Origin of the sequence: Natronoglycomyces albus (assembly GCF_016925535.1) — a bacterium.
GTDB lineage: Bacteria > Actinomycetota > Actinomycetes > Mycobacteriales > Micromonosporaceae > Natronoglycomyces > Natronoglycomyces albus.
In genome coordinates, this window is sequence record NZ_CP070496.1 from 1,352,161 (window position 1) to 1,364,641 (window position 12,481).

Consider the following 12,481-nt stretch of genomic DNA (forward strand, 5'->3'; position numbering starts at 1 on the left):
CTAAGAGCGCCCCTGGTTAATTGGGCTCGCGCACCCGAAATATTGATTTTCTGTCGTATTTTTGACAGTGTCTTGTGACACGCTACGGATTGCCAGCTGGGAGGCGGTGAGCCTGACCAGTATGCACAAACGATCTTGCGGCATGCTGAGATGTGCCAATACCTTCCGCACGGATTGGGAACTTCATGAGGTTGTCTTCCCATAACAGCCGAGGCCGGCGCCCCCACGCTGCCGCCTCGTGGCTGGCTGCCACCTCCGTGTGGTTGCTCGTGCTCAGCGCCACGGCCAATTCGGCGGCTGGCATCCTCACCGGCACTCTCACCTCGTCCGAAGCCGCGAGCCTGGGTACGCTCGGTGTCACCTGCGCCGGAACTCTCGCCTGGCTCTCCTCAGGCCATGTGGGCCCCGGTTGGCGCGTCCCCTACCAGCTCTCAGCCGCGGGCCTTTTGACCTTCGTGGCCGGTGTCGCGGTCGCGATCTTGCTTCCGACCTCCCACGGTGCCAGCGTAGCCACGGCCGCGCTGGTCGCCAGCGCCTGCGTCTTCGTCGCGGCTCTGTTGCGATTGCCTGACCGCACACTTGATATCAGCGCCCAGTTGCGACGCGGACTTGACGGATTTTTCGTGGGTGTGTGTCTGCTTTTCGGACTGTGGCTGATCGTCATCCGCCCTTGGTACGAGGCAAGCCGTACTGACATCGCCAGCATCGACCTTCTCGTGGTACTCCCGGCTATGTTCGCGCCGGTCCTGCTTGGCATTGGTGTCACCACCTCGTTGCGCCTGTCGCGTTCGAGGGGTCGCCTGTTGCTGCTTTGCCTGGCACAGGTCTTTGTCTATACCACCGGTGTCGGACTAGTTGCCGCGTGGCAGTGGGGCCCCTCCGCAGTGGCCACGTTGTGGTGGATGGTTGTGTGGATTATCGCCGCGACTTCGCTGATCGGGGTGGCGTTGTTGGCGCGCGCCCAGATCGCCCAGCGAGCCGGGGCCCGTCGCACTGTCTTGCACCATTTCGCGTTGGCCAGCGGAGCCGCCATCGCCACCACGGCGTTCTTCCATCACGGCGCGTCCACGGGTCCGCTTCCGTTGGACGCGGCGCTATTGGCGCTCCTTGGCATCTGTGCGCTGGGGGCGCGCCTGCTGCTGACATATTTCGACGTACAGCGTGGGGCTTCGATCCTCATTGACCGCGAATCACGTTATCGCGCCATCGTGGGAGCCTCCTCCGACATCATGATGGTGCTGGACAATCATTTGCGTCTCACCTGGGCGGCCGCTGGTTCCACGTGGACGTCCCTGACGGCCAATGACGCGGCGATAGGCCGTCAGTTCACCGATCTGCTTCACCCTGAGGACCAGCCGCAAGCCGCCGCGCTGCTTCAGGGTTTGCTGGACGGGTCGATCCGGGAACGTCGAGTCGCGATCGACGCGCGCATCCGTGATGACAACGACGAATGGCGCTATACCGAATCCATCGTCACCGATCAGCGAGCTCATCCGCATGTGCGGGGGCTGGTCGTGCGCACGGTCGAGGTGAGTGTGCGCCGGAGCCTAGAAGCGGAGTTGGCCCGCCTGGCCTATACCGATTCCCTCACGGGGTTGGCCAATCGCCGTTCGCTGTTGCAAACGCTGCAAGGCACGGTCGTGGGCGACCATACGCAGCCGGTGGTGCTCCTAGCGCTGGATCTGGACGGGTTTAAGAACGTCAATGACACCCAGGGGCACGCGATGGGAGACGAGCTGCTCAATGAGGTGGCTATTCAGCTCAAGGAGCGGGTGCGTCCGACATCAGTCGTCGCCCGGGTCGGTGGCGATGAATTCGCGGTCCTGTTGCGTATGACCAATCGGGAGGCACGTGAATGGGCAGAACAGGTCCTGCACGCGATCAGTCGGCCAGTGCAGTTGTCCGATGAGACGACCGTGTTCATCACCGGAAGTATCGGACTGGCGTCTTCGGCTCCGGGTATGACGCCCGAGGACCTTATGCGCAATGCCGACCTGGCTTTGCGCGCGGCCAAACAAGCCGGTAAGAACCGAGTTGAAAGTTACGACTTCGCCTTTGAAGAACGGGTACGCCGTCGCATGGAGGTCACGCAGGAACTTCGCGGCGCGATTGAACGCGATGAGCTGTCGCTGGTGTTTCAGCCGGTCTATTCGCTGCCGGATCGACGCATTGTCGGGGCGGAGGCGCTCATGCGGTGGGAGAACTCCAAGCTGGGGCGTATCTCGCCCGGAGAGTTCATCCCCGCCGCCACAGAGGCTGGATTCACTCATGAGTTGGCCATCTGGACGGTCCGACAGGTTTCGGCGCAACTGGGGCAGTGGAAGGCAGATCAGCACAGCGCGTGGATTTCGATCAACGTGTCGGTGCGGGATTTGCATACCTCTCGGTTTGCGACTGCGGTGAATCAAGCGCTGATCGAACAGGGCGTACCTGCCTCTCGGCTGGTCATCGAGGTCACTGAGCATGATTTCTCCAATCACATGGAGACCTTGATCGCCCAGCTGTCGGCCTTGCGAGGCACGGGCGTACGGATTGCGATGGATGACTTCGGGTCGGGATATTCCTCTTTGGGACAGTTGCATCGGCTGCCGATTGACATTCTCAAGATCGACCGCGACATCATTTCCGAAGACAGCGGTGCGCCAGCTCCGCTAGCTGAGATCACCGTGCAGCTGGGGCGCCAGCTTGGTATGGAGGTCATTGGGGAGGGTGTGGAGTCGGTTCGACAACTTCGCACGTTGGAGAAGGCCAAGTGCCCTATGGTGCAGGGCTACTATTTCGCCCGTCCGATGCCAGCCGAGGAGTTGCAAAGACTGTTGTTGGAGCAGCGCCCGAGCACGATCCCCGCTTGATGGCGTGGGGCATTGGAGTCCATTGGCGCGGTTGATCCTGGTTGCCGTGGGGTGGTTTCCCAGTAGTGGACGGTTTTTCGTGAGACGAGTCAGGGTTTGAAATCTTGGCAGGCAACACGCGGTCTCCCATAGTTTGAGAAAACTTGACTCACGGGTCAGGATCAGGCATGCTTGTGGCGTGCAAACGATGAACTACCTCAGCTCCGCCGCCGTAGCCTCCGCTACGGGGCGAATTATTAGCGCCACACGGTGGCCGCAGGTAGTACTTACCTAGCGCACCGTCATTTACTTGACGGTGCGCCCGCCCCGTGCGTCTAGCACGCGGGCGGTTTTTTCTGCCTCGAGAAGCACACAATCCGAACTCGCAACCGCCGGAGTTCACCATCACCGACTCAATCAACGGCGATTGAACACGGTTCACCGCACATCTCGCGCCCGGCCGGGTATTCACACCACATCGGGCACGCCCATCGACACGGAACCCCACCCGCGGTTCCCAACGGAGGTGGGCCTATGAGATCGGCCCACAACCGGGCCCTTGCTCTGGATCACCAATCCGGAATGTGAACCACTGAGATCACCGTTGACCACGACGCACGCAACGACATTGAAAATCCGAGCACAGAATCCTGACTGGACGGATACATGAGCACTGCAGCACCGAAACCAAGGCCGCCGCGCGAGGGACGCAACGTGAAGCTCGTCGAGCCTCTCGCGTCCGCCAAACAACCGGAATCGACCAACGGCCCCCAACTATCCGGGGCCCAGATTCTGGTGAAGTCGCTGGAAAACCTCGAGGTAGAGGCGGTGTTTGGGATTCCGGGCGGGGCGATCCTTCCCGCTTACGATCCGCTGCTGGACTCGACCTCGGTGCGCCACGTGCTGGTGCGTCACGAGCAGGGAGCCGGGCACGCCGCCGCCGGATATGCCGCTGCCACCGGTCGAGTCGGCGTGTGCATGGCCACCTCGGGCCCTGGAGCCACGAACTTGGTGACCCCGTTGGCCGACGCGCACATGGACTCGGTTCCCATGGTCGCCATCACGGGGCAGGTCGCTTCGCACGCGATCGGGTCGGATGCCTTTCAAGAGGCTGACATTCACGGCATCACGATGCCGGTCACCAAGCATTCCTACCTGGTCACTGACGTTGATGAGCTGCCACGAGTTCTGGCGGAGGCCTTCCATATCGCCGCGACTGGCCGGCCCGGCCCGGTGCTGGTCGACATTCCCAAGGACATCCTCAACGCCACCGCGACGTTCGCGTGGCCTCCGTCGATGCAGCTGCCGGGCTATCGGCCGACAATGCAGCCGCACGGGAAACAAATCCGGGAGGCCGCCAAGCACATTTGTGCCGCTCGCCGCCCGGTGCTCTATGTCGGTGGGGGAGTGCTCAGGAGCGAGGCGACGGAGCAACTTCACACACTTGCCGAGATGACCGGAGCACCTGTGGTCACCACGCTCATGGCGCGAGGGGCGTTCCCGGATACGCACCCGCAGCACTTGGGGATGCCCGGCATGCACGGTACGGTCCCAGCGGTCTTGGCACTGCAAAAGGCGGACCTGATCGTGGCTTTGGGGGCCCGTTTCGATGACCGCGTGACGGGGAAACTGGATTCCTTCGCCCCCGAGGCGAAGGTGGTGCATGTTGACATCGACCCGGCCGAGATCGGCAAGAACCGCCACGCCGATGTGCCGATCGTGGGTGACTGTAAAGCCGCCATCGGTGCCATTTGCGAGGCTTTGCGTACCGCCTCCGCGCCCGAGGTCGAGTTGAGTCGCAGCCGGCTGGCTCCCTGGTGGACGATGCTGGGCGATCTGACTGATCGCTATCCGCTGGGATATGACTCCCACCCCGGTTCGCCTTTGTTGCCGCAGTTCGTCATTGAACGCCTCGGTGAACTGACCTCTGCGGACACCATCTACACCACGGGCGTCGGTCAGCACCAAATGTGGGCCGCGCAGTTCATCAAGTACGACCGGCCAGGCACCTTCCTCAACTCCGGCGGATTGGGCACCATGGGCTATGCGGTGCCCGCCGCCATGGGCGCCAAACTGGGGCAACCCGACCGTGAGGTGTGGGCCATCGATGGCGACGGCTGCTTCCAAATGACAAACCAGGAGCTCGCCACGTGCGCTATCGAGGGAATCCCCATCAAGGTCGCCGTTATCAACAACGGCAACCTCGGTATGGTGCGCCAGTGGCAGACGCTGTTTTACAACCAGCGGTATTCCAATACCAACCTGGGAACGCATGGAACTGACGGTCCTCGAGTTCCCGACTTCGTGCGCCTGGCCGAAGCGTTGGGCTGTGTCGGTTTGCGCTGTGAGAGCGCCGCCGACGTCGATGCCACGATTGCCAAGGCCCGCGCCATCGACGACCAGCCTGTGGTCGTCGACTTCACCGTCGGAGCCGACGCGATGGTGTGGCCGATGGTGCCCGCAGGGCTTGCCAACGACGACATTCTCTACGCCAGGGGCCAGCGGCCCGACTTCTCCGACGAGGAGGAATGCTAAATGTCCAAGCACACGCTCTCTGTCCTGGTCGAGAACAAGCCGGGGGTCCTCGCCCGCGTCGCCGGGTTGTTCAGCCGCCGTGGTTTCAACATTGACTCACTGGCCGTCGGTGAAACCGAGCATCCGGGGGTTTCGCGCATCACCATCGTGGTCGACGCGGCCTCAGCTCCCCTGGAGCAGGTCACCAAGCAACTCAACAAGCTCATCCATGTGCTCAAGATCGTCGAGCTGGAAACCGACACCTCGGTCACTCGTCAGCTCTTGCTCGTGAAAGTTCGCGCCGATAGCGCGATTCGCTCCGAGGTGGTGGAAACAGCAAAACTGTTTCGCGCCAAAGTCGTCGACGTCACGCCCGACACCGTCACCATCGAGATCACGGGTACCGACGGCAAGGTCAACGCCTTCCTGGAAGTGGTCGAGCCCTATGGCATCAAGGAATTGGTGCAGTCGGGCATGGTCGGCCTCGTGCGGGGCGGCAAGTCGATGACCTCGCTAAGTCGCCACAATCTGGCGGCGTCCTAAGCCAAAATGTGGCCGCCAGGGTCGCTACAGCGGAGTCCCCAACCGGGGCCTCCGGTGCGCCACCGCAGATGACACACCATCAATACCAGCTAAGCAAGTATGTGAGAGGACCAATTAATGGCCGCCGAAGTGTTTTACGATTCCGACGCCGATCTAGCCCTCATCAGTGACAAGTCGGTCGCTGTGCTCGGCTACGGCTCCCAGGGACACGCACACGCCCTGAGCCTGCGCGACTCCGGGATTGAGGTGCGGGTCGGCCTGCCGGAAAACTCGAAGTCCCGCGCCAAGGCCGAAGACGAGGGCCTGACTGTCACCACGCCCGCCCAGGCATGCGAGTGGGCCGACGTCATCATGGTCCTCACGCCTGACACCACGCAGGCGAAACTGTTTGAGAAAGACATCGCCCCGCACCTGAAATCGGGCGACACGCTCATGTTTGGCCACGGGTTCAACATCCGTTACGGCCTCATCAGTGTTCCCTCCGACGTGGACGTGTCGATGGTCGCGCCGAAGAGCCCCGGCCACCTTGTGCGTCGCCAGTACGTCGACGGCAAGGGCGTCCCCTGTCTAGTGGCTGTCGAACAGGACTCCTCGGGCCAGGCATTTGAGACCGCGCTCGCCTATGCCAAAGCCATCGGTGGCACCCGGGCTGGTGTGCTCAAGACCACCTTCACCGAGGAAACCGAGACCGACCTCTTCGGCGAACAGGTCGTCCTCTGCGGCGGTATCACCGAGCTCATCCGCGCCGGCTTCGACACGCTTGTCGAGGCGGGCTACAGCCCGGAGGCCGCTTACTTCGAGTGTCTGCACGAGACCAAGCTCATCGTCGACATGCTCTACGAAGGCGGCTTGGGCAACATGTGGAGCTCGGTGTCCGACACAGCCGAATACGGCGGGGTCACCCGCGGCCCACGTGTCATTTCGCAGGCATCGCGAGAAGAGATGCGGAAGGCTCTGGCCGAGATCCAAGACGGCCGCTTCGCCAAAGAGTGGGTCGCCGAGGCGGAAAACTACGAACAGTTCAATAAGCTGCGTGCCCAGCAGCGCGAACATGGCATCGAAAAAGTCGGTGCCGAGCTGCGCCAGATGATGCCATGGGTCAAGAAGTAACTACTAGGGACACCGATGATCCCGACGCTGGGCGCGTTGGGTAGACGTCCACCTAACTGAACAACCTCACTGGCAGTGCCACCTCCACTGGCTCTGCCGGGTGAGGGCTCCGTCGATGTGCGGGGCGGCAACCCGACACGTGTCTGTCCGGGAGGCCGCCCCGCAGTCATGTTCGGCCCCTGTGGTTCGCCGTCCGGATGAGTAGTGCCGCGGCCGCCGAGCCCTCCGCCCGAAGAAAACACGCTGTGATGAACCCTAAACCCCAGCCGCCTCGGCCCAGGTGGGGCACGATGCGAAGAGAGCCCATGAACTCGCTCTCATGCGAACATCGCGTCGAAAAGTTCGCCTCCATGAACCATCCGCGCTGACCTCAGGCTCGAATACCTACTGAGGAACTAATAGATTGGGTAGGAGAACACTGTGTTTGACAACAGCAGTGACGGCGCACCGCGTCAAGATGGCCCCCGGTTGACCGTGGCCACGAACGGAGTAGCGGAAGGGACCGCTGAGTCGTTGCTACACAGTTGCGCCCTGGGAGACGAAGAGGCGTTCGCTACCCTCTACGACCGTGTTTCTCCTCGCGTCTATGGCCTATGCCTGCGCATCCTGCGCGACCCCGCCCAAGCCGAAGAGGTAGCCCAAGAGGTACTCATCGAAATCTGGCGCACCGCCGCCCGATTCGACCACCGCAAGGGCTCCGCCAACGCCTGGATCACCACCATGGCGCACCGACGCGCGGTCGACCGCGTGCGGTCCGAACAAGCCGCCAGCGACCGAGAACGCAGGGCCGCCGCCGGAAACACCGAAGTTGACTACGATTCGGTCTCCGAACAGGCAACCTCCAAACTCGAACAGCGACAAGTGCGTCGATGTTTGAAAACCCTCACCGAGCTGCAAAGACAGGCCATCACCCTGGCCTACTACGGGGGACACACCTACCGACAGACCGCCAAACTCTTGGAAGCGGCCGTACCCACAATCAAGACCCGTATTCGCGACGGTCTGATCCGCCTGCGCGACTGCTTGGAGGTGTCACGATGAGCACCCAAAACCACACCCTGATCGGTGCCTACGTACTCAACGCTGTGGATGAGGATGAGCGCACCCAAATGGAACGCCATCTAGCCGAATGCCCCGAGTGCGTTCAAGAAGTACGCGAAATGGAGGAGACTGTGGCTCGGCTAGCCGACATCACCGTGACCGACCCTCCCCGGCAACTGCGCGACCGGGTGCTCGAACAGGTGCGGCGCACCCGGCAAGAACCGCCTCCAGCTGGAAGCCCACAGGAAATCCTGCGACCCCGCCGCATTCGCCCCTGGCGCACCATCGCACTGGCGACGGCCCTATCCGTGGTTATGGCAATCGCTGGAGGAGCGATCGCATATGTGTTCGCACAGCAACAGTTCACCACCGAGCGACAAGAGGCCGACCAGATGGCGGCGATCCTGGCCGCAGGAGACGCCGAGGCCGCACACGGATCGACAGCCGAAGGCGGACGAGTCACGGTGATCTACTCGCCCTCCCATGACCAAGCGGTGGTATCGGTCTCAGAACTCGCGCCCGTCAGTGAGGACCGCTCCTATCAGCTGTGGCTGATTGACGACCAAGGGCCGGTATCGGCTGGTGTCATGCCAGCAGGTCACAACTCCGCCTCCATGCTGGTTGGTGACATCCAGGACGCGACCATCCTCGCAGTCACGAACGAACCCGCAGGTGGATCGGAGGCGCCGACGACGACGCCGCTGGCCGATGTGGAGATTCCCACCGACACCTAGGCAACCTCATCGACTGCTCAACCGCCCGCCCAGCTGCGAAACCCAAAAGGGACGACCAGGAGCCTCGGACACCCTCGACCGGTGTCCGAGGTGGAACCGAGACCGACCTTTTCGGCAACGCCGTAAGGAGCAGCGAAAGCCGCACCATCACCAAACATTCCACCACCGAGCGCGGCAAACGTTATGGGAGCCGGAGCCGAATCCGGCCACCGACGCAAACGGCCACCAAGAGACGACCGCCAACCCAAGAGACCACAGGAAGGTCCGACCACATGCGAACCATCGTGGTGCTATTCACGCGCGACCTGCGCGTTCACGACAACCCGGCGCTGGCCAGCGCCGCCCGAGCCGCCGAGCGCGTCGTGCCACTGTATGTGGCCGACCCGGCTGACAACCACTCCCACATTCGCGAAACATTCCTCGCCCACAGCATTGCCGACCTGCGAGAATCGCTACGAAAACTTGGCGCTGACCTCCTAATCCGTCAAGGAGACCGGGTCGAGCAGACGTTGCGAGTCTGCCAACAAACGCGGGCCAACGGAGTGGCCGTTATGGATGACTTCGGTCAAAGGGCCCAGGCTTGGCGCGACCGATTGCGCCTAGAGTGCGAGCGCCTGGGCGCGCCCCTGCGCGAGTTCGATTCGGCGACCGTTCTCGCCCCCGGCGACGTCGTGCCCACTGGTGGCAGCGACCACTACAAGGTCTTCACCCCCTATTGGCGGGCGTGGTCGGCAGCCCGGTGGCGGGACGTGGTCGAGACACCACGACGGTTGGAGTTGCCCGAAGGCCTCACCGGCACTGACCACCGCACCATCTGGGGTGAACGCGAGGTCAACCAGGACTTTCCGGGCGGAGAGGCGGCGGCACTCAACCGCAGTGAGAAATGGCTCCAAACCGCAGCCAACTATGCGGACATCCACGACGACCTCAGCGCGGACGCCACCTCCCGGCTCAGCCCCTACCTGCACTTTGGTTGCATATCCGCCCGGGCGCTGGCCGAGGACGAGTGGGCCCCCGAGGCGATGGTGCGACAGCTGTGCTGGCGCGATTTCTACCATCAGGTTCTCGCCGCCTTCCCCACGCTGGCCACTGAGGCGTACCGGACCGCCAATGACGAATGGGCCGATGACCCCGAAGCGCTCCAGGCTTGGCAGTGGGGCAAGACGGGGGTACCGATCGTGGACGCTGGAATGCGCCAGTTGTTGCAAGAGGGTTGGATGCATAATCGAGCTCGCCTGATCACCGCCTCCTTCCTGACGAAGATTCAGGGACTTGATTGGCGAGCCGGAGCCGCGTGGTTTGACCGGCATTTGCTCGACGCGGACGAGGCGAACAACTATGGAAACTGGCAGTGGACGGCCGGCACCGGCAATGACACCAAACCGTATCGGCGGTTTAACCCCGATCGTCAGGCACAGCGTTTCGACCCTGACGGCGTGTACACCAACCGCTGGCTACAGGGGTGAAAAGCCCAGCCGTCGAGCCGCTTCCCCAAGGTGAGCGCTCGACGGCTGAGGCACCGGGTGGCTAGGTGCGCCCTGAGCTCGACTTGGGCGGTAGGGGTACGAATCCGCTGGTGCGATTGATGTAATCGACGTATTCGGGCCGGGTGCGGGACAGATGTTCCTCCATAAGTGGCTTTCCGGTCTTGGCAGCCAAGAAGTACGTCATCGTCAATGGGGCCACGATGGTGGCCGCCCCAACCCAGGAGCCACAAGCCATCACGAACAGGCCCCACCACACGCAGGCATCGCCGAAGTAGTTCGGATGGCGCGTGTATCGCCACAGGCCCGACTGGAGGACCTTCCCCTTATTGGCCGGGTTGTTCTTGAACGCCGCGAGTTGATAGTCGCCCACCGATTCGAACACAAAGCCGAGCAACCAGATAGCCACGCCCAACCACAGCAGGGCCAGAGGCGGCGCGGCGGCGTACTGTGCGACCTGGACTGGCCACGAAATAAACCACACCAGTGACCCTTGCAGTACATACACCCACCGCAGCGCGTACACGTTGCGATTGCCCTTGGCTTTCGACAGCATTTCCTCATAACGAGGGTCTTCGGGTTTTCCTCGACTGCGCCAGGCAATATGAGTGGCCAATCGAAGGCCCCACACAATGGTGGCGGTCGTGACGACCGCACGGGTCAGGTCATCTCCGTGGCCCGCCGACATCCACCAAGTGGTGAACGCGACGATGGCGAATGCCAGGCCCCACGCCACGTCCACCACTCGGTGTTTGCCCGTGGCCACAGCCACGGCGAATGTCAGCAGCAGTACCCCCAGCGAGACTGCCGCCGTGACACCCAAGTTCAAGAGCAACGGACCCCAGTTGTCCATAAGTCGATCTCCTCATAACCAGTCGAGAAGTATTTTGTGACCGCGTCCCGGAGAGGCACGTGAGCTAGCGGTGGTACCAATCCGGTGTCGCTGGCAGATCCGCACGGCCGTCCTCCAGCGGAGCGGTCGCGAGAATCTGATCGACCCCCATCCGACCTTGCTTAAAGGACAGCGCGCCGCCGACGAGGTAGAGCCGCCACACGCGCGCCACCGGGCGCCCCACGAGCTCCTCGACTTCCTCCCATTTGTGTTCCAACTCCTCGCGCCATGCGTCGATCGTGCGCACATAATGCTCACGCAGAGCCTCGACATTGCGTACTTCCAGACCCGCGGCTTCGAGCAGTCCAACCGTTTCGCCCAATGGCCGCATATGCATGTCGGGCACGATGTACGTCTCGATGAACTCCCCGCCACCTGGGTCCATCTGGCCGCGCGACATCTGCTGAATCAAGAGCCGCCCACCCGGCCGTAGAAACTTCCGTAGTTGGGCGGCGAACCGTGGATACTCCTTCTTTCCGACGTGTTCGCCCATCTCAATCGAACAGATCGCGTCGAACGAGTCGGCCTCGATGTCCCGGTAGTCGCACAGCCGGAAGTCCACCGCCTCTGCCAACCCGCGCGCCTTGGCCCTCTTAGTCGCTTCGGCATGTTGCTGTTGGGACAGAGTCGCCGCAGTTACGATCGCGCCATAGTGCTCGGCGGCGTGCATCGACAACGCACCCCACCCGCAACCCACATCCAGCAACCGCATCCCTGGCCGCAAACCCAATTTGCGGCAAATGAGATCGAGTTTGTCCCGTTGCGCGTCTTCAAGACCGTAGTCCGACGCATTCGAGGTCCAATAGCCGCACGAATAGACCATGTGCGAATCCAACAGCAACCGATAGAAGTCGTTCGACAAGTCATAGTGAAAGGCGATGGCCGACCTGTCGCGGTTCCGCGAATGCAATGCGCCTTGGACGTTGGCCTCTAGGTTCGGTGCCGGTGGCCGTCTCCCGAAGACCTTCAGCCGCCGAGCCGCTGGAATCGCGGCCAACCACGCCCCCAATCCCGCCTTCAACTGGGTATCGGCCCCCATAGCCCACAGTCTTTCCAACGCCAGGGCTATATCGCCCTCGACATCGATCTCGTCGAGGATGTAGGCCTGGACCAAACCCAGCTCCGTCGGCCTCCACATCAGACGCTTCAGCGCGGCCCGATCGCGCACATGCAGAATCGGCGCATCGGCCCACTCGAGGTTTCCCTTGGGGCCAGCCTCGCTCCCATCCCAGGCGTGCAAGCGAATGGGGAGATCGACCCCGGCCATCCTCGAAATCAACGTGTAAAGCTCACCGGCGACAGTGGATTTTTCCCGCTCTTTCGACGACATCG

Annotated in this window: 9 protein-coding genes; 7 read left to right on the forward strand and 2 right to left on the reverse strand. The window is 62.4% G+C overall.

What is annotated here, in order from left to right:
* The first annotated feature begins 185 nt into the window (after positions 1 to 185).
* The 7 genes from JQS30_RS05740 (at position 186) to JQS30_RS05770 (ending at position 10,239) form a co-directional block, all read left to right on the forward strand.
* Entirely contained in the window at positions 186 to 2,852 is a 2,667-nt protein-coding gene (locus JQS30_RS05740; RefSeq protein ID WP_213172413.1) for an EAL domain-containing protein, read from the forward strand.
* A 693-nt stretch (positions 2,853 to 3,545) separates the two neighbouring features.
* Entirely contained in the window at positions 3,546 to 5,366 is a 1,821-nt protein-coding gene (locus JQS30_RS05745; RefSeq protein WP_425498853.1) for an acetolactate synthase large subunit, read from the forward strand.
* Entirely contained in the window at positions 5,367 to 5,888 is a 522-nt protein-coding gene (gene ilvN, locus JQS30_RS05750) for an acetolactate synthase small subunit (protein WP_213172415.1), read from the forward strand.
* A gap of 117 nt (positions 5,889 to 6,005) precedes the next feature.
* On the forward strand, positions 6,006 to 6,998 hold the full coding sequence (gene ilvC / locus JQS30_RS05755; RefSeq protein ID WP_213172416.1) for a ketol-acid reductoisomerase: 993 nt from the start codon (positions 6,006 to 6,008) through the stop codon (positions 6,996 to 6,998).
* A gap of 468 nt (positions 6,999 to 7,466) precedes the next feature.
* The gene (sigK, locus tag JQS30_RS05760) at positions 7,467 to 8,039 is read left to right on the forward strand and encodes an ECF RNA polymerase sigma factor SigK (RefSeq protein WP_425498854.1); all 573 of its coding nucleotides are present in this window, start codon (positions 7,467 to 7,469) and stop codon (positions 8,037 to 8,039) included.
* Positions 8,036 to 8,773 (forward strand): anti-sigma factor, encoded by a 738-nt coding sequence (locus tag JQS30_RS05765; protein ID WP_213172417.1) that lies wholly within the window; start codon positions 8,036 to 8,038, stop codon positions 8,771 to 8,773. The genes sigK and JQS30_RS05765 overlap by 4 nt, the downstream gene beginning before the upstream one ends.
* 272 nt (positions 8,774 to 9,045) lie before the next feature.
* Complete coding sequence (locus JQS30_RS05770) at positions 9,046 to 10,239, forward strand: cryptochrome/photolyase family protein (protein WP_213172418.1); 1,194 nt, start codon at positions 9,046 to 9,048, stop codon at positions 10,237 to 10,239.
* A gap of 61 nt (positions 10,240 to 10,300) precedes the next feature.
* On the opposite strand, the gene JQS30_RS05775 is transcribed toward JQS30_RS05770, so the two are convergent.
* A complete protein-coding gene (locus JQS30_RS05775) occupies positions 10,301 to 11,110 on the reverse strand; it encodes a DUF1295 domain-containing protein (RefSeq protein ID WP_213172419.1) in 810 nt (269 codons plus the stop codon).
* A 64-nt stretch (positions 11,111 to 11,174) separates the two neighbouring features.
* Positions 11,175 to 12,479, reverse strand: coding sequence for a class I SAM-dependent methyltransferase (locus JQS30_RS05780; RefSeq protein WP_425498855.1), 1,305 nt, complete (start codon positions 12,477 to 12,479; stop codon positions 11,175 to 11,177).
* Positions 12,480 to 12,481: the final 2 nt, after the last annotated feature.

Bases quoted from the DNA above. Each gene is read 5' to 3' on its own strand.
- JQS30_RS05740 (WP_213172413.1), top strand. From the start codon at position 186: ATGAGGTTGTCTTCCCATAACAGCCGAGGCCGGCGCCCCCACGCTGCC.
- ilvN (WP_213172415.1), top strand. From the start codon at position 5,367: ATGTCCAAGCACACGCTCTCTGTCCTGGTCGAGAACAAGCCGGGGGTC.
- ilvC (WP_213172416.1), top strand. From the start codon at position 6,006: ATGGCCGCCGAAGTGTTTTACGATTCCGACGCCGATCTAGCCCTCATC.
- JQS30_RS05765 (WP_213172417.1), top strand. From the start codon at position 8,036: ATGAGCACCCAAAACCACACCCTGATCGGTGCCTACGTACTCAACGCT.
- JQS30_RS05770 (WP_213172418.1), top strand. From the start codon at position 9,046: ATGCGAACCATCGTGGTGCTATTCACGCGCGACCTGCGCGTTCACGAC.
- JQS30_RS05775 (WP_213172419.1), bottom strand. From the start codon at position 11,110: ATGGACAACTGGGGTCCGTTGCTCTTGAACTTGGGTGTCACGGCGGCA.
- JQS30_RS05780 (WP_425498855.1), bottom strand. From the start codon at position 12,479: ATGTCGTCGAAAGAGCGGGAAAAATCCACTGTCGCCGGTGAGCTTTAC.